General features: G+C 65.1%; 17 protein-coding genes. 8 read left to right on the forward strand and 9 right to left on the reverse strand.

Features of this window, described 5'->3' with window-relative positions; all coding sequences use genetic code 11:
• Window positions 1–23: 23 nt before the first annotated feature.
• The 3 genes from relA to cysM all read right to left on the reverse strand — a co-directional run bounded on the left by relA (window position 24) and on the right by cysM (window position 4,624).
• Entirely contained in the window at window positions 24–2,264 is a 2,241-nt protein-coding gene (gene relA, locus IAE34_RS17245; RefSeq protein ID WP_200140175.1) for a GTP diphosphokinase, read from the reverse strand.
• A gap of 96 nt (window positions 2,265–2,360) precedes the next feature.
• Complete coding sequence (gene rlmD / locus IAE34_RS17250; protein WP_200140176.1) at window positions 2,361–3,725, reverse strand: 23S rRNA (uracil(1939)-C(5))-methyltransferase RlmD; 1,365 nt, start codon at window positions 3,723–3,725, stop codon at window positions 2,361–2,363.
• Window positions 3,725–4,624, reverse strand: a complete 900-nt coding sequence (gene cysM / locus IAE34_RS17255) for a cysteine synthase CysM (protein WP_200140177.1) — start codon at window positions 4,622–4,624, stop codon at window positions 3,725–3,727. Before cysM ends, rlmD begins: the two co-directional genes overlap by 1 nt.
• Before the next feature lie 240 nt (window positions 4,625–4,864).
• Between cysM and IAE34_RS17260 the strand changes: the two genes are divergently transcribed.
• The 4 genes from IAE34_RS17260 to IAE34_RS17275 are packed head-to-tail and all read left to right on the forward strand — an operon-like array spanning window position 4,865 to window position 9,498.
• A complete protein-coding gene (locus IAE34_RS17260) occupies window positions 4,865–7,621 on the forward strand; it encodes a response regulator (protein ID WP_200140178.1) in 2,757 nt (918 codons plus the stop codon).
• Between the two features lie 23 nt (window positions 7,622–7,644).
• Window positions 7,645–8,634, forward strand: a complete 990-nt coding sequence (locus IAE34_RS17265) for a 2-hydroxyacid dehydrogenase (protein ID WP_200140179.1) — start codon at window positions 7,645–7,647, stop codon at window positions 8,632–8,634.
• A 25-nt stretch (window positions 8,635–8,659) separates the two neighbouring features.
• Complete coding sequence (locus tag IAE34_RS17270) at window positions 8,660–9,097, forward strand: hypothetical protein (RefSeq protein WP_200140180.1); 438 nt, start codon at window positions 8,660–8,662, stop codon at window positions 9,095–9,097.
• The gene (locus IAE34_RS17275; RefSeq protein ID WP_200140181.1) at window positions 9,094–9,498 is read left to right on the forward strand and encodes an META domain-containing protein; all 405 of its coding nucleotides are present in this window, start codon (window positions 9,094–9,096) and stop codon (window positions 9,496–9,498) included. Before IAE34_RS17270 ends, IAE34_RS17275 begins: the two co-directional genes overlap by 4 nt.
• 14 nt (window positions 9,499–9,512) lie before the next feature.
• On the opposite strand, the gene IAE34_RS17280 is transcribed toward IAE34_RS17275, so the two are convergent.
• Window positions 9,513–9,980: a TlpA disulfide reductase family protein gene (locus IAE34_RS17280; protein ID WP_200140182.1), complete on the reverse strand. Its 468-nt coding sequence runs from the start codon at window positions 9,978–9,980 to the stop codon at window positions 9,513–9,515.
• An 86-nt stretch (window positions 9,981–10,066) separates the two neighbouring features.
• Between IAE34_RS17280 and arsC the strand changes: the two genes are divergently transcribed.
• The 3 genes from arsC to IAE34_RS17295 are packed head-to-tail and all read left to right on the forward strand — an operon-like array spanning window position 10,067 to window position 11,425.
• Complete coding sequence (gene arsC, locus IAE34_RS17285; RefSeq protein ID WP_200140183.1) at window positions 10,067–10,420, forward strand: arsenate reductase (glutaredoxin); 354 nt, start codon at window positions 10,067–10,069, stop codon at window positions 10,418–10,420.
• On the forward strand, window positions 10,417–11,022 hold the full coding sequence (wrbA, locus tag IAE34_RS17290; protein ID WP_200140184.1) for an NAD(P)H:quinone oxidoreductase: 606 nt from the start codon (window positions 10,417–10,419) through the stop codon (window positions 11,020–11,022). Before arsC ends, wrbA begins: the two co-directional genes overlap by 4 nt.
• Window positions 11,015–11,425: a DUF2069 domain-containing protein gene (locus IAE34_RS17295; protein ID WP_200140185.1), complete on the forward strand. Its 411-nt coding sequence runs from the start codon at window positions 11,015–11,017 to the stop codon at window positions 11,423–11,425. The genes wrbA and IAE34_RS17295 overlap by 8 nt, the downstream gene beginning before the upstream one ends.
• Window positions 11,426–11,457: 32 nt before the next feature.
• Here the strand turns inward: IAE34_RS17295 and IAE34_RS17300 are convergent, their stop codons facing one another.
• Both IAE34_RS17300 and ttcA read right to left on the reverse strand, forming a co-directional pair.
• Entirely contained in the window at window positions 11,458–12,129 is a 672-nt protein-coding gene (locus IAE34_RS17300; protein ID WP_200140186.1) for a DNA-3-methyladenine glycosylase I, read from the reverse strand.
• A 4-nt stretch (window positions 12,130–12,133) separates the two neighbouring features.
• Window positions 12,134–12,958, reverse strand: coding sequence for a tRNA 2-thiocytidine(32) synthetase TtcA (gene ttcA, locus IAE34_RS17305; protein ID WP_200140187.1), 825 nt, complete (start codon window positions 12,956–12,958; stop codon window positions 12,134–12,136).
• 163 nt (window positions 12,959–13,121) lie between these two features.
• Here ttcA and IAE34_RS17310 point away from each other — a divergent pair, with 163 nt between their 5' ends.
• Window positions 13,122–13,616: a SprT family zinc-dependent metalloprotease gene (locus IAE34_RS17310; RefSeq protein WP_200140188.1), complete on the forward strand. Its 495-nt coding sequence runs from the start codon at window positions 13,122–13,124 to the stop codon at window positions 13,614–13,616.
• A gap of 65 nt (window positions 13,617–13,681) precedes the next feature.
• Here IAE34_RS17310 and IAE34_RS17315 read toward each other — a convergent pair whose 3' ends face one another.
• From IAE34_RS17315 to IAE34_RS17325, 3 genes are all read right to left on the reverse strand, one after another.
• Window positions 13,682–15,007, reverse strand: coding sequence for a dicarboxylate/amino acid:cation symporter (locus IAE34_RS17315; protein WP_200140189.1), 1,326 nt, complete (start codon window positions 15,005–15,007; stop codon window positions 13,682–13,684).
• A gap of 290 nt (window positions 15,008–15,297) precedes the next feature.
• Window positions 15,298–16,644 (reverse strand): ATP-binding protein, encoded by a 1,347-nt coding sequence (locus IAE34_RS17320; protein WP_200140190.1) that lies wholly within the window; start codon window positions 16,642–16,644, stop codon window positions 15,298–15,300.
• Complete coding sequence (locus IAE34_RS17325) at window positions 16,641–17,318, reverse strand: response regulator (RefSeq protein ID WP_200140191.1); 678 nt, start codon at window positions 17,316–17,318, stop codon at window positions 16,641–16,643. Before IAE34_RS17325 ends, IAE34_RS17320 begins: the two co-directional genes overlap by 4 nt.
• Between the last annotated feature and the right edge of the window lie 62 nt (window positions 17,319–17,380).

Genomic DNA, 17,380 nt, shown 5'->3' on the forward strand with positions numbered 1-17,380 from the left:
GACCGGCAGAAGGGCACACAGTCTCAGGGCGTCCGGTTGCGCCGCGTCTCGATGATGTTCGGCAACTGCGAGATGCGCCCCAGCAGACGACCCAGGGCATCCAGCCCGGGAATCTCGATGGTCAGCGACATCAGCGCGGTGTTGTCCTCCTTGTTCGAGCGGGTATTTACCGCCAGCACGTTGATCTTCTCGTTGAGCAGCACCTGCGAGACATCACGCAGCAGCCCAGGACGGTCGTAGGCGCGGATGACGATGTCGACCGGGTAGGTCTGCACCGGGATCGGCCCCCAGCTGACCTGGATCATGCGCTCGGGCTCCTTGCCCGCCAGTTGCAGCACCGAGGCGCAGTCCTGACGGTGAATGCTCACCCCACGGCCCTGGGTGATGTAGCCGACGATGGCATCGCCCGGCAGCGGCTGACAGCAACCGGCCATTTGCGTGAGCAGATTGCCCACGCCCTGGATCTGGATATCGCTGCGCTTGCCGGAGCGGATACCGCGCGCCTGACGCGGAATCAGCTCGACCTGCTCGATTCGCTCCGGTTCGAGCAACTGCTGGGCAGCGTTGACCAGGTGCGCCAGGCGCAGGTCGCCCGCTCCCAGGGCGGCGAACAGGTCCTCGGCGGTCTTGACGTTGGCCTTTTCCGCCAGGCGCTCGAAGTCGACCTGGGGCAGACCCAGACGGCTGAGCTCGCGCTCGAGCAGGGTCTTGCCGGCGGCGACGTTCTGATCGCGGGCCTGCAACTTGAACCAGTGAACGATCTTGGCCCGCGCGCGCGACGTGGTGACATACCCCAGGTTGGAGTTGAGCCAGTCGCGGCTGGGGCTGCCGTGCTTGCTGGTGATGATCTCCACCTGCTCGCCGGTCTGCAGGCTGTAGTTCAGCGGCACGATGCGCCCGTTGATCTTGGCTCCGCGGCAGTTGTGGCCGATCTCGGTGTGCACGCGGTAGGCGAAGTCCAGCGGCGTGGCGCCCTTGGGCAGGTCGATGGCATGGCCATCCGGGGTGAACACATAAACCCGGTCCGGCTCGATGTCCACCCGCAGCTGCTCGGCCAGCCCGCCGATGTCACCCAGTTCCTCGTGCCATTCCAGCACCTGGCGCAACCAGGAGATCTTCTCCTCGTAGTGATTGGAGCTGGACTTGACGTCTGTGCCCTTGTACTTCCAGTGCGCGCACACCCCCAGCTCGGCTTCCTCGTGCATGCCGTGGGTACGGATCTGCACTTCGAGCACCTTGCCCTCCGGGCCGATCACGGCGGTGTGCAACGAGCGGTAGCCGTTCTCCTTGGGGTTGGCGACGTAGTCGTCGAACTCCTTGGGAATGTGCCTCCAGAGGGTATGGACGATACCCAGCGCGGTGTAGCAGTCGCGGATCTCCGGGACCAGCACGCGCACGGCACGAACGTCGTAGATCTGGCTGAATTCCAGACCCTTGCGCTGCATTTTGCGCCAGATCGAATAGATGTGCTTGGCCCGACCGCTGATATCGGCCTTGACCCCGGTGGCCAGCAGCTCGTTCTGCAGTTGGTTCATCACATCGGAGATGAAGCGCTCACGGTCCAGCCGGCGCTCGTGCAGCAACTTGGCGATCTGCTTGTACTGATCCGGCTCCAGGTAGCGGAACGAAAGGTCTTCCAGTTCCCACTTGATGTGGCCGATGCCCAGGCGATGGGCCAGCGGCGCATAGATGTCGAACACCTCGCGGGCCACACGCAGGCGCTTTTCGTCGTCGGCGGATTTCACCGCGCGGATGGCGCAGGTGCGTTCGGCCAGCTTGATCAGCGCGACACGCACGTCGTCGACCATGGCCACGAGCATCTTGCGCAGGTTCTCGACCTGCGCCTGGGAGCCGAGCACCAGCGACTGGCGCGGGCTCAGGCTGGCGCTGATGGCAGCCATGCGCAGTACACCGTCGATCAGCTTGGACACCACCGGGCCGAAGCGCTGGCCGACTTCGGCCAGGGTCACCTTACCCTCGCGCACCGCCCGATAGATCACCGCGGCCACCAGGGAGTCCTGGTCGAGCTTGAGGTCGGCGAGGATCTCGGCGATTTCCAGGCCCGCCTGATAGCTGGACGTGCCGTCGGCCCAGGAATGCTTGGCCGGATTGCCTTTCTTCTCGACCGCCTGGGCGAAATCGCACGCCTCCTTGAGCGCCGCACGATCCAGCGCCGAATCGACGCTCACCACATGATCCAGCCATGCATCGAGGTTGATACTGCCGTCGGTGTTGACCGGCTGGTGCACTCTCACCTGTACCATGTTTCGTTTACCTTTCCATACAGCGCGCCCCACGGGCGCCCTGGCCATCAACCGTACCGCCTCCATTCCCTGGAAGCCGTACCAAGGGACCTGAAATCACTGGTCCGCTTCGAATAACGCCATGGCCTCGACATGCGCCGTCTGAGGAAACATGTCGAGAATCCCGGCCCTTTTTAACCGGTACCCCTGGCCGACCAGCACCTGCGCGTCTCGCGCCAGCGTCGCGGGGTTGCACGATACATATACCAGACGCTTGGCCCGGAGACGGGCAATGCCCTGTACCACCTCATGGGCACCGTCGCGAGGTGGGTCCAAGAGTACCGCAGAAAAGCCCTCGGTGGCCCACTCGGCGTCGCTCAGCGACTGTGCCAGATCGGCCTGAAAAAACCGCGCGTTATGCACATCGTTGGCCTGCGCGTTGGCCGCGGCGCGCGCCACCATCGCCTGCACGCCCTCCACCGCCACCACCTCGCGCGCGTGTCGCGCCAGCGGCAAGGCGAAATTGCCCAGGCCGCAGAACAGGTCCAGCACCCGCTCGTGGGGTTGCACATCCAGCCAGGCCAACGCCTGCTCGACCATCAGTGCGTTGACCGGCGCATTGACCTGGACGAAGTCGCCTGGCCGCCAGGCCAGTTCCAGCCCCCAGGGATCCAGGGTGAAACCCAGTTGCGCGTCGGGATCCTGCGCCGCCGGGGCGCCTTCTCCCTGCAGCCACAGCTGCGCCCTGGCCTCATCGCAGAACGCCCGCAAGCGCGCCTGATCCTCGTCGGGCAGCGGCGCCACATGCCGCACCAGCACCGCCACGGCAGTCCCGCTGAACAGCTCGACATGGCCCAGCGCCTGAGGCTTGCTCAGGCTGCGCAGCACGGTGGGCAAGTGGCGCAGGATCGCCTGCAAAGGCTGTACCAGCACCGGGCATTCGTCGATGGCGACGATGTCCTGGCTGGCTTCGGCACGCAATCCCACGTGCAGCACACGCGCCTTGGCCTCCCAGCGCACGGCGATGCGCGCCCGGCGGCGGTAGCCGAATTCCGGCCCACTGAGCGGCGCGGCCCATTCCTGCGGCTGGATCCCCGCCACGCGTTGCAGTTGCTCGGCCAGTTGACGCTGCTTGAGCGCCAACTGGGCCTCGTGCGGCAGGTGCTGGAGCGTACAGCCGCCGCAGCGGGCGTAGTGCCGGCAGGGCGCCTCGCGGCGCTCGGGACTGGCCTGCAACACGCGCTCCAACCCCGCCTCGACCACCTTGCCGCGGGCGTTGAGCACCCGCGCCTCGACCGTCTCGCCGGCCAGTGCGCCACTGACGAACCAAGTGCGCCCCTCGTTGAAGACGATGCCGCGGCCGTCGCCAGCCAGGCGCTCGATCTGCAGTCGCTGTTTCTTGCCGACCGGCACCTGCGCACTGCGCTCGCCGCCGGCAGGCTGGAAGCGCAGCCCGCTGCCATGGGTTTTCTTTCTGGACATCAGGTCGCGTCGAACAGGCCGGTGGACAGGTAGCGGTCGCCGCGGTCGCAAATGATCGCGACCATCACGGCATTCTCCACTTCACGGGACAGCCGCAGCATCGCCGCAACCGCACCGCCAGAGGACACGCCACAGAAAACGCCCTCTTCGCGGGCAAGCCGGCGCATGGTGGCCTCGGCCTCGTCCTGGGACAGATCCACTACCCGATCCACGCGAGTGGCATCGAAGATCTTCGGCAGGTACTGCTCAGGCCAGCGGCGGATACCCGGAATGGCGGCGCCTTCCATCGGTTGCAGCCCGATGACCTGGACGGCCGGATTCTGCTCTTTGAGGTACTGCGAGCAGCCCATGATGGTGCCCGTGGTGCCCATCGAACTGATGAAGTGGGTGATGCTGCCCTGGGTCTGCTGCCAGATCTCAGGGCCGGTGCTGGTGTAGTGAGCCACCGGGTTGTCGCCGTTGGCGAACTGGTCCAAGACCAATCCACGGCCCTCGGCCTGCAGACGGTCGGCCAGGTCCCGGGCACCCTCCATGCCCTGCTCCTTGGTCACCAGGATCAGCTGCGCGCCATAGGCAGTCATCGCCGCCTTGCGCTCGGCCGTGGAGTTGTCCGGCATGATCAGGATCATCTTGTAACCCTTGATCGCCGCCGCCATGGCCAGGGCGATGCCCGTGTTGCCGGAAGTCGCCTCGATCAGGGTATCGCCAGGCTTGATCTGCTGGCGCAGCTCGGCCCGCTCGATCATCGACAGCGCCGGGCGATCCTTCACCGACCCGGCAGGGTTGTTGCCCTCGAGCTTGAGCAGCAGGGTGTTGCTGGTCTGCCCGGCCATGCGCTGCAGGCGGACCAGCGGGGTGTTGCCGACGCAATCGGCGATGGTGGGGTACTGCAAGGTCATGGGCGTCTTCGCAATCAGGACGGCAGGGGCGCCTATCATACCGGCAAAGCCCGTTCGGCCATATCACGCAATCGTCGGGAGATATAGCGTTCGGCTATATCGATTCATCTGGCCGGGTAGTCCCCGCCACCGCTCGCGCCCATCCGCACAAACCCGTGCAATGCGGCCCAGCGCAGGTTAACGTTCAGCCAGGTCGCCGTCCTGTCCGGACGGACCGCCCGCACATGACAGGAGACCAGTGTGCTCGATCGTTTGGGAATCAGAAGCCGCGTACTGCTGCTGGCCCTTCTGCCTGCAGGGCTGATGGCGCTGGTCCTGGGCAGCTACTTCACCTGGTTGCAACAGAACGAACTGCGCAGCCAACTGTTGCAACGCGGCAAGATGATCGCCGAGCAACTGGCGCCCCTGGCCGCCCCAGCCATGGCGCAGAACACCCCGGCGCAGCTCGAGCGCATCGCTGCAGAGGCCCTGGAGCAGGCCGACGTGCGCGCCGTGGCCTTCCTGGCCCCGAACCGCTCGCGCCTGGCCCATGCCGGCCCGAGCATGCTCAATCCACCGCCCAGCGGCGGCACCGGCACGCAGTTGCTGCAACGCAGCGGCAACGACGCCACGCGTTACCTGATGCCGGTCTTCGGCCACCACCGCGACCTGGCCACCGAGGCAGTGCCGAACGAAAGCGAGCGCTTGCTGGGCTGGGTCGAAATCGAGTTGTCACACGACGGCACCCTGTTGCGCGGCTATCGCAACCTGTTCACCAGCCTGCTGCTGATTCTCGCCTGCCTGAGCCTCAACGTACTGCTGGCGCTGCGCATGAGTCGGGCGATCAATGGGCCGATCGGGCGTATCAAGCATGCGGTCACCCAGCTCAAGGAAGGTAACCTGGAGGAACGCCTGCCGGCGATGGGCAGCGTCGAGCTGGACGAGCTGGCCGCCGGCATCAATCGCATGGCCGAGACTCTGCACAGCGCCCACGAGGAATTGCAGCACAGCATCGACCAGGCCACCGAAGACGTGCGCCAGAACCTGGAGACCATCGAGATCCAGAACATCGAGCTGGACATGGCACGCAAGGAGGCACTGGAGGCCAGCCGCATCAAGTCCGAGTTCCTCGCCAACATGAGCCACGAGATCCGCACGCCGCTCAACGGCATTCTCGGCTTCACCCACCTGCTGCAGAAAAGCGAACTCACGCCCCGCCAGCTCGACTACCTGGGCACCATCGAGAAGTCGGCCGACAACCTGCTGGGCATCATCAACGAGATTCTCGACTTCTCCAAGATCGAAGCCGGCAAGCTGGTGCTCGACAGCGTGCCGTTCAACCTGCGCGACATCATCGAGGACACGCTGACCATCCTGGCGCCCGCCGCCCACACCAAGCACCTGGAGCTGGTCAGCCTGATCTACCGCGACACGCCGCTGTCGCTGATCGGCGATCCGTTGCGCCTCAAGCAGATCCTCACCAACCTGGTGAGCAACGCCATCAAGTTCACCCGCGAAGGCACCATCGTCGTTCGCGCGATGGTCGAGGACGAGCACGAGAACACCGCGCAGTTGCGCATCAGCGTGCAGGATACCGGCATCGGCCTGTCACCCCAGGATGTGCGGGCCCTGTTCCAGGCGTTCAGCCAAGCCGACAATTCGCTGTCGCGCCAGCCGGGCGGTACCGGCCTGGGGCTGGTGATATCCAAGCGCCTGATCGAGCAGATGGGCGGCGAGATCGGCGTCGACAGCACGCCGGGCGAAGGCTCCCAGTTCTGGATCAACCTCAACCTGCCCAAGGCCCACGACGACAGCGAAGTCCTGCCACTGCAAGCGCTGGCAGGCCGCCGCGTGGCGATCGTCGACAGCCATGAACTGGCGCGCCAGGCCTTGCAGCATCAGCTCGAAGACTGGGGGCTGGGCGTCAGCGCATTTACTTCCTTCGAGCAGCTGCTGCAAGGGGTACAGGCGGCCAGTCAGGCGGGTCAGCCGTTCGAGCTGGCCGTGCTCGGCGCTCACCTGGGCAACCTGGCGCCCGAACGCCTGGGCCAGTACCAGCAGCAGCTCGATCGCCTGGTCTGCCAATGCGTGGTGCTGTGCCCGACCACCGAGCAGGCCCAGTACCATCCCTTCCTGCCCAATGGCCACGGTCAGTTGCTGAGCAAGCCCGTCGGCACCCGCAAGTTGCGGCGCCTGTTGCTGGACCTGATGCAGCCCAGCCGTCCCCCTGCCGAGGTGCGCCAGGGTATCGGCAGCCGTGCGCCCAGGATCCTGTGCGTGGACGACAACCCGGCCAACCTGCTGCTGGTGCAGACCCTGCTCGAAGACATGGGCGCCAGCGTGGCGGCGGTCGACAACGGCTTCGCGGCCGTGCAGGCGGTCCAGGACGAGACCTTCGACCTGGTGCTGATGGACGTGCAGATGCCGGGCATGGATGGTTGCGCCTGCACCGAGCAGATCCGCGACTGGGAAACCCGACACGATGGCGCGCCCATGCCGATCGTCGCCCTGACCGCGCACGCCATGGCCAACGAGAAGCGCGCCCTGCTGCACAGCGGCATGGACGATTACCTGACCAAGCCGATCAGCGAGCGCCAGCTGGCACAGGTGGTGAACAAGTGGACCGGCCTGAGCCTGGGCACGCCGTCGCCAGAGCGCGGCACCGAGCGCCTGGCCGACAGCAGCGAACCGGTGGTGCTGGACCACGAAGAAGGCCTGCGCCTTGCCGCAGGTAAGCCGGACCTGGCCGCCGACATGCTCACCATGCTGCTGGCATCGCTGGAGGGTGATCGCCAGGCGATCGCTGCTGCGCGTGAAATGGGCGATCGCACGGCCATGATCGAGCGGGTGCATCGCCTCAATGGCGCCTCGCGCTACTGCGGCGTGCCGCAACTGCGTGCAGCCTGCCAACGTGCCGAAACCCTGCTCAAGCAGGACAGTCCGCAAACCCCTCAGGCCCTGGACGCGCTGGACGACGCCATCGAGCGACTGGCGCAGCAAGCGCACCTGGGCGCCTGATGCTCACCGAAGGAGTCCTCGCCATGCGCGTTCTGTTGTTCAGCAGCCAGCACTACGACCAGGAGAGCTTCACCCAGGCCGCCGTCGGCAGCGCTCTGGAGCTGCACTTCCAGCCTGCCCGCCTGACCCTGGATACCGCGCCCCTGGCCCAGGGCTTCGAGGTGGTCTGCGCGTTCATCAACGACGAGCTGGACGCCGCCGTGCTGACCTGCCTGGCCAGTGCCGGCACGCGCCTGATCGCCTTGCGCTCGGCGGGCTACAACCATGTCGACCTGGCGGCGGCTGCACGCCTGGGGCTGACCGTCGTGCGGGTGCCGGCCTACTCGCCCCATGCCGTGGCCGAGCATGCCGTGGCGCTGATCATGGCACTCAATCGCCGCCTGCACCGCGCCTACAATCGCACCCGCGACGGGGATTTCACCTTGCACGGCCTGACCGGTTTCGACCTGCACGGCAAGACCGTCGGCGTGGTCGGCACCGGACAGATCGGCGTGGCGTTCGCACGGATCATGGCCGGCTTCGGCTGCCAGCTGCTGGCCTACGATCCCACGCCGAACCCCGAGCTGCTCGCCCTGGGCGGGCGCTACCTGCCGTTGCCGGAGCTGCTCGGCCAATCACGGATCATCAGCTTGCACTGCCCGCTGACCGAGGCCACCCGCCACCTGATCGACGCCCGCAGCCTGGCCACCCTGCAACCCGGCGCCATGCTGATCAATACCGGTCGCGGCGCGCTGGTGGACACCCCTGCGCTGATCGATGCGCTCAAGAGCGGTCGGCTTGGCTATCTCGGCCTGGACGTCTACGAAGAAGAGGCCCAGTTGTTCTTCGAGGACCGTTCCGATCAGCTGCTGCAGGACGACGTGCTGGCGCGGCTGCTGACCTTCCCTAACGTCATCGTCACGGCCCACCAGGCCTTCCTCACCCAGGAGGCCCTGGCGGCGATCGCCACCACCACGCTGGACAATGTGCGCCACTGGGCAGCAGCCGATGCGCGCAACATCGTCACGGGGTAGGATAAGCGGCATTTCTGGAGGACCCATGGTCGAACACGATTTCCGCTACACCCTTTTCAACCCGCAACACACCTTGATCGAATGCCGCGCCCTGGTACCCGGGCGCTACCAGGTGACCGGCAACGGTGGCTCGATGCACAAGGGCGACGCCCTGCTGGTCACCCTCAAGGGCAGCAAGGACCTGTCCATGCGCTTGACCGTCGAAAGCGTGCGCCACCTGATCAACCCCCGCGGCCAGTGGGTGGCCGTGGCCAGCGGACCGGTGTTCAACGAGCTGGAAATCCTCACCTGGCAGGTCACGTGCGATCAGTGCGATGCGGTGCTCGACTTCGAGTTCGCGGTCGACGCCAAGCTCGGCAAGAAAGCCCGGCAGCCGGCCGCCAACGCTCGTATCACCGAGCTCGGCTGGCGCAGCGAAGGCGAACGCCATCTGTGCCGCCGCTGCCAGACGGAGGCCCAGTGAAATATCTGCTGACCTGCGCCGCCGTGCTGGGCGGTCTGTCGGGCTGCGCTGCCGAGCCGTCGAAGCTGCAGCAGGAACGCAGCTATATGCTGGAATGGATCGGCGAGCGACCGCTGATCGACAACAGCCATCTCACCCTGACCCTGGCCAGCGACGGTCGCGCCTATGGCAATGCCGGCTGCAACCACTGGTTCGGCCGCTACACGCTGGACGGCGAACACCTGGCATTCGACCAGATCGGCAGCACCCGCAAAGGCTGCGCGCCGGCCTTGATGGAACAGGAAACACGTTTTCTCAAAGCCTTGCAAGGCGTGCAGCGCTGGGACGTGTCGGCCACCGAGCAACTACGGTTCTGGCCGGCGCAGGGCAAGCCCCTGCGCCTGTGGCCCGAAGAAGACTGAGCCGCACTGGCGGCTCAAGCGCCGCTTTTCAGGGCCTTGATCTTCGCTTGCAGACCCTCGCGGGTCTGCTCGCCGAGCAACTGCTCACGGACCTTGCCCTTGTCGTCGATGATGTAGGTCACAGGCAGGGCTTCACTGCGTGGCAGGTCGTAGCGCTCGGCCGGATCCTGCGCCAGCACGGTGAAGTCGATGCCCAGGGCCTGAGCGGCCTGCTTGAGGTCATCGCCCTGCAGCCCATCGAAGTTCACCCCTAGCACACGGATGCCTTCGGCCTGCCACTGTTTGGCCGCCGTGTTCAGCTCGGGGACTTCCGTGCGGCACGGTCCACACCATTCGGCCCAGTAATTGAGCACCAGCCAGTGCCCGTCGATCTGCTCGGCCTTCACCGTGTTGCCGTGCTGGTCCACGCCGTAGTCCGCACCGCAGCCGCCGAGCAGCAGGCTCGCGGTGATGGCCAGTGCAGCTGCCAAACGCCTTGCCATGGGTCAATCCTTCTCGAAGTTTAAAGCATGAAATGTCGTACGCAGCGGGTAGAATAGCCGCCACACCCAGCTGGATGCGACCCGTCATGCCCGAATTGACTCTCTACCACAACCCACGCTGCTCCAAATCCCGCGGCGCCCTGGAACTGCTGGAGGCGCGCGGCCTGACGCCGACCGTGGTGCGTTACCTGGAAACCCCACCCGACGCCGCCACCTTGCGCAGCCTGCTCGCCAAGCTCGGCATCGGTGCTCGCCAGCTGCTGCGCAGCGGCGAGGACGAGTACAAGGCCCTGAACCTTGCCGATGAGACCCTCGGCGATGCCCAACTGATCGAGGCCATGGTCGACCACCCGAAACTGATCGAGCGACCGATCCTCGTGGCCGGCGACCAAGCGGTGATCGGCCGTCCACCGGAGCGTGTGCTGGAGATCCTGCCATGAGCGAGCCCTACATCCTGATTCTGTACTACAGCCGTCACGGCGCCACCAGCGAAATGGCCCGGCACATTGCCCGTGGGGTGGAGATGGCGGGCCTGGAGGCGCGCCTGCGCACCGTGCCGGCGATCTCCACGGAGTGCGAAGCCGTGGCGCCGGACATTCCGGCCAACGGCGCGCTCTACGCCACCCTGGACGACCTGCGCCATTGCGCAGGCCTGGCCATGGGTAGCCCGACGCGCTTCGGCAACATGGCCGCACCGCTCAAGTACTTCATCGATGGCACCAGCAGCCTGTGGCTGGGCGGCGAACTGGTCGGCAAGCCTGCGGCGGTGTTCACCTCCACCGCCAGTCTGCACGGCGGCCAGGAAACCACCCTGCTGTCCATGCTGCTGCCATTGCTGCACCACGGCATGCTGATCACCGGCCTGCCCTACAGCGAATCGGCGCTGCTGGAAACCCAGGGTGGCGGCACGCCGTATGGCGCCAGTCATCATGCCGGGGCCGATGGCAAGCGTGCCCTGGACGCGCACGAAATCGCCCTGTGCCGCGCCCTGGGCCAGCGCCTGGCAAACACCGCCAAGGCCTTGGGTGGCTCGCGTGGCTAGAGCGGCCAAGGTGCTACCGAGCCTGGAGTGGCTGGCCCCTCGGTTGCGCTTGACCCGCGCCCTGGCCCTGGCCTGCTTCTTCGGCCTCATCGCCCTGTTGCTGGTCAACGACCTGTGGTTCGCCGACCTGCACGGCGCGCGGGTAGCAGTGATCCTGGCCATCGAACTGCTGCCCCTGTCGTTGCTGCTGCCCGGCCTGCTGATGGGCAGCGCCCGGGCTCACGCCTGGGCCTGCTTCGTGGTGAACATCTATTTCATCAAGGGTGTGCTGGCCGCGTTCGACCCGGCCAGGGTGCTATTGGGCTGGAGCGAGGTGGCGATCAGCCTGGGCCTGTTCGTCAGCGCCTTGCTGTACGTGCGCTGGCGCTTTCAGTTCGAACGCCGCCAGGCCGGCGAAGCCTGAGCGCGAGGCGGGCTGCCAGGCAGCTCGCGTACTCAGTGATTGACCGTATGGGCGAGCATCACCGACAGTTGGCACAGCGGCCGGCCGCTCTGCTGGTGCCACTGGTTGAACACGTCCTGCACCCGTGCCAGATCACGCTGGCTGGTGGGCGCCTTGTCGATCACCTTCTGGGCGATCAGCGCAGCCGCCATGTCCTCGGTCGGCACGAAGGTATCCTTGCCGACCATGCGCAGGAACCGCGGTGCCGACAGCCCGCCGAGCTGGTTGCCATGCTTGGCCAGGTATTTCCACAGGCCGACGATGTCGGTCTCTGGCCAGTCGGCGATGAAGGCACCGAAACTGCCATGTACCTTGGCCAGGTCGAGGACCATCTGCGCATTGCGCGGCACGCTCTTGAGCTTGCCCAGATGACGGATGATGCGCGTGTCCTGCATCAGGCGCTCCAGATGTTCGGCACTCATCAGCACGACCTTCTCCGGATCGAAGCCGAAGAACACCTGCTCGAACGCCGGCCATTTGGCATCCACCAGGCTGTGCTTGAGCCCCGCGCGGAACACCCGCAGGGCCAGGGTGGACAAGTAGCGGTCGTCCGGCATGGCGCGCAACTGCGCTGCCGTGCGCGGTTGCGGCAGGAAGGCCTCGAGCGCCTTGGCCGAGCCGAAGCGATTGAGGCAGAACTCATGCAGCCATTGGTAATCGCGCATGGGCTCAGACGTTCAGCACGTCGAGAAAACGCGGCGTGGCGCTCTCGTCGATCTTCAGGCCGGTGAAATCGAACAGGTTGCGGTCGGCCAGTTGCGACGGCGCGACGTTCTGCAGGGCACGGAAGATGCTGTCGGTACGCCCGGGGTGCTTGCGCTCCCACTCCACCAGCATGTCCTTGACCACCTGACGCTGCAGGTTCTCCTGAGAGCCACACAGGTTGCACGGAATGATCGGAAATTCCTTCATGTCCGAATACGCCTGGATGTCCTTCTCGCTGCAATAGGCCAGCGGCCGGATCACCACGTTGCGTCCATCGTCGGCACGCAGCTTGGGCGGCATACCCTTGAGCGCGCCATTGAAGAACATGTTGAGGAAGAAGGTCTCGACGATGTCGTCGCGGTGGTGCCCCAAGGCCATCTTGGTCGCGCCGATCTCGTCGGCGAAGGTGTACAGCGTGCCACGGCGCAGGCGCGAGCACAGCGAACAGGTGGTCTTGCCCTCGGGAATCAGTTCCTTGACCACCGAGTAGGTGTCCTTCTCGACGATGTGGTACTCCACGCCGAGCGTCTTCAGGTAGGCCGGCAGCACGTGCTCGGGGAAACCCGGCTGCTTCTGGTCCATGTTCACCGCGACGATCTCGAAGGAGATCGGTGCCACCTTCTGCAGGTGCAGCAGAACATCGAGCATGGTATAGCTGTCCTTGCCACCAGACAGGCAGACCATGACCTTGTCGCCATCTTCGATCATGTTGTAGTCGGTGATGGCTTCGCCGGCCAGGCGGCGCAGGCGTTTTTGCAGTTTGTTCTGATTGACCGAGAGGGTGCCCATAGCGCTTGAATCCGCGAGGTGTGACAAAAGCCGACTATTTTACCTGCAAACCGGGTCCGCGCGTAGGGCATTCTGATCAAGGGCCCGTAGCCGAGGGTGACAGGCGGCTCGGCAGGTCCCGCCGGCTTGCGGCATAATGATCGGCCAGGAGACTTGCCCCGCCATGCCCGAGCTGCTCAAGCAACGCGTCGAAACCTGTTACCAGCATGCCGAAACCTTTTTCAAACGCCTCTTCCCACGCCCGGAGATCAGCTTCAAGCTGCGCGGCCAGAAAGCGGGCGTCGCTCACCTGCACGAGAACCTGCTGCGCTTCAACCTGCAACTGTACCGCGAGAACCAGGAAGACTTCCTGCGCCAGACCGTGGCCCACGAAGTCGCCCACCTGATCGCCCACCACTTGTTCGGCGACCGTATCCAGGCCCACGGCGAGGAATGGCAACTGATCATGCGCGGCGTCTACGAGCTGCCGCCCAATCGCTGCCACAACTACGCCGTCCAGCGCCGCACCGCCACCCGCTACCTGTACCGCTGCCCATGCCCGCAGGGCGAATTCGCGTTCACCGCACAGCGGCACAAACTGGTGCTCCAGGGCCGACGCTACCTGTGCAAGCGCTGTCGGCAGACGCTGCTGTATACCGGCGAAACCCGGGTGGAGTGAGCCGGTTTCCCAGGCACGAAAAAGGCGACCCGCAGGTCGCCTTTTTCAGGGTGCCATCAAGGCTCTCAGCGGGTTGCCGGACCTTCGGCCACACCCAGGTCGTCGGTCGGACGGGTCTCGACCAGCGGCGAGCCACCGGAGGCCAACTCCGATTGCAGCTTGTCGGTGTCCAACTCCTTCACCCACTTGGCCACCACTACGGTAGCCACCGCGTTACCGACCAGGTTGGTCAGGGCGCGGGCTTCGGACATGAAGCGGTCGATCCCCAGGATCAGCGCCAGGCCAGCCACCGGCAGATGGCCGACCGCCGACAGGGTGGCGGCCAGGACGATGAAGCCTGAACCGGTCACACCGGCAGCACCTTTGGAGGCGACCAGCAGCACCAGCAGCAGGGTGATCTGGTGAGTGATGTCCATGGTGGTGTCGGTGGCCTGGGCGATGAACACCGCAGCCATGGTCAAGTAGATCGAAGTACCGTCCAGGTTGAACGAGTAGCCGGTCGGGATCACCAGGCCGACGACCGATTTCTTCGCGCCCAGGCGCTCCATCTTGGTCAGCATGCGTGGCAGAGCCGACTCCGAGGAGGACGTGCCCAGTACGATCAGCAGTTCTTCACGGATGTAGCGGATCAGCTTGAGCACGCTGAAGCCATGCGCACGGCAGATGGCGCCCAGCACCACCAGCACGAACAGCAGGCAGGTGATGTAGAAGCAGACCATCAGGTAGCCCAGCTGCACCAGCGAACCCACGCCGTACTGACCGATGGTGAAGGCCATCGCACCGAAGGCGCCGACCGGTGCCAGCTTCATGATCATGTTGATGATGTTGAACATGACATGGGCGAAGCGATCGATCATCTCCAGCAGCGGCTTGCCGTAGCTGCCCAGACGGTGCAGGGCGAAGCCGAACAGCACCGAGAACATCAGCACTTGCAGGATATCGCCGTTGGCGAAGGCACCGACCACGGTGGCCGGAATCACGTTGAGCAGGAAGCCCACGGTGGTCTGCTGGGCACCAGCCGTAGCATAGGCTGCAACGCTGCTGGCGTTCAGAGTGCTGACGTCGACGTGCATGCCGGCGCCCGGTTGCACCACGTTGACCACGATCAGGCCGATGATCAGGGCGATGGTGGAGACGACTTCGAAGTACAGCAGAGCGTAGCCGCCAGTCTTGCCGACCGACTTCATGCTCTGCATGCCGGCGATGCCGCTGACCACCGTACAGAAGATGATGGGCGCGATGACCATCTTGATCAGCTTGACGAAGCCGTCACCCAGGGGTTTCAGGGCGACGCCGGTTTCAGGGTAGAAGTGGCCGAGCAGAATACCGATGGTGATGGCGACGATCACCTGGAAATACAGGGACTTGTACAGCGGCTGACGTTTCGTCATGGCGTGGGTTTCCTCGAGTGTGCCCATTCACCCTTCCCAGGGCGAGGCACCTAAAGCGCGAACCCTCCTGCACCTGGAGGGATTTGTCATTGTGTTAGAGCTGCCGGAACAGGTCTCTGCCGATCACTAAAGCAAGGCTGATGCCAAAGTGCCCGTTATGGGTGCAAGGCCCGTGATTACTGGGTATTTCTGCCCAAGGACAGGGCGCGCGATGGGTGCGAGATGGCGGATTTCCGCCCAGTGGCGAAATTCGTACAGGGTAGATGGCGGGATTCCGCCCTTTGTATCGATTACTCCGTTTGGAACTCGATACGGAAAGCTGCGCCCCCAAGCGGCGAATCCTCGAGGGTCAGACGAGCCTCGAAACTGTCGATGATGTCCTTGACCACCGCCAGCCCTATGCCCTGCCCCGGGTGCTGGCGGTCCAATCGCTCGCCGCGCTGGAGGATACGCTCGCGCTGATGGACTGGCACTCCCGGGCCATCGTCCTCCACGCACAGCACCAGCTCGCCCGGCAATTGCTGCAGGCTCACCCGGATCTGTCCCAGGCACAGCCGGTAGGCGTTCTCCAGCAGGTTGCCGAGCAGCTCGAGCAAGGCGCCTTCCTCGATCGGCACTCGTGCCTGCGCGGGCACGTCCAGGGTGACGGCCACGCGCTTGTCGCGGTAGACCTTGTCCAGGGTCGAGCACAGCCTGTCGAGCACCGGTGCCAGTCGCACGCTATGGCGCACCAGCCCACTCTTGCGCAGGCTGGCCCGCTGCAACTGATAGTCGATCTGCTGGCTCATGCGCTCGATCTGACTTCGCAGCACACGCGCCTGTTCGCGCTCGCCACTGCCCCGGCCCATGCTCTCGCCCACGCCCTGAAGCACGGCGAGGGGCGTCTTGAGACTGTGTGCCAGATCGTCCAGCGAATCACGGTAGCGCTGGCGTTGCTCGCGCTCGCTGTGCAACAGGCGGTTGAGCGAGCCTGTCAGGCGCAGCAATTCGCGCGGATGCTCGCGGCTGAGCCCCTCGCGGGCACCGCTTTCCACCTCGTCCAGTTCACGACTGAGCCTGCGCAATGAACGCAAACCCCAGGTCAGGCCGGCCCAGAGCAGCACCAGCAAGGCCAGCAACGCGGCGCCGAAGCCCAGGTAGAGCTTCTCGCGCAGGCCGTCGAGGGTATGTTGATACTCACGCACCGGCTGCAACGCGACGATGCTGAAGGCCGCGCTTCGGCCGCCGAGCAACTTGACCTCCACGTCGTAGACGAAGAACTCCTCGCCGTTGTCCTGGCGGATGCGCGCGAACTCGTTGCCATGGCCATCGTAGCGCGGCTGGTAGTTGATATGCCGGTCGGTAGTGGCGCGCGAGCGCCAGACCAGATTGCCTTCACGGTCGAAGATGTAACCGAGCAGGCCCAGGCTCGGCAGGTTGTAGCGCTCGTCCGGCAGCAGGTCGGGCATCTGCAGATGCCCATGCTCGACACGGGCGGCGGAGATCAGCGTGGTGATATCCGAGGCCAGACGCTGCTCGATCGACTCCTGCAAGGCCAGGCTGAAGGCTTTCTGCAAGGCTGGCAGCAGCGCCAGCATGAACAGCAGGGCCAACACCGCGGCGGCCAGCATCAGGCGCACGCGCAGCGATCGGATCATCGGCAACGCTCGGTGAACAGGTAGCCCAGACCCCGCACGGTATCGATCGGCTTGAAGCCGTCCTCGCCCTCGAGCTTGCGCCGCAGCCGGCCGACCAGCACCTCGATGACGTTCGGATCGCGCTCGTCGTCATCGGGATACAACTGTTCCATCAGGCGGTCCTTGGACACCACCTGCTGGTGATGGCGCATGAGGTATTCCAGGATGCGGTATTCGAAGGCGGTCAGCGCCAGGGGCTGCTCTTCGAGCACCGCCTGCTTGCGGTTGATATCCAGCACCAGAGGCCCGGCGGCGATGGTGGACTGGGTGAAGCCGCTGGAGCGACGCAGCAGCGCATTGAGCCGCGCTTCCAGCTCCTCGAACTGAAAGGGCTTGACCACATAGTCGTCGGCCCCGGCCGCCAGGCCTTCGACCTTGTCCTGCCAGTTGCCACGGGCAGTCAGGATGAGAATGGGGAAAGTCTTGTCCTGGCTGCGCAACTGGCGGATCAGGTCGAGGCCGCTCATGCCCGGCAGCCCGAGATCGATCACGGCCAGGTCGTGATGGTACTGCCCAGCCTGGTACAGCGCCTCCTCGGCATCGCCCACCGCCTGGACCACGTGCCCGGTTTCGCCCAGGCGCGTGTAGAGGTGGTGACGCAGCAGCGCTTCATCCTCGACCACCAGCAGCTTCATGTCGTTCTCCTCGCTCCCTCTCATCGCACCTGAGTGTGCTCGGCACCGCCACAGCATAACAG

Source organism: Pseudomonas sp. S30, assembly GCF_016518545.1.
Lineage (GTDB): Bacteria > Pseudomonadota > Gammaproteobacteria > Pseudomonadales > Pseudomonadaceae > Aquipseudomonas.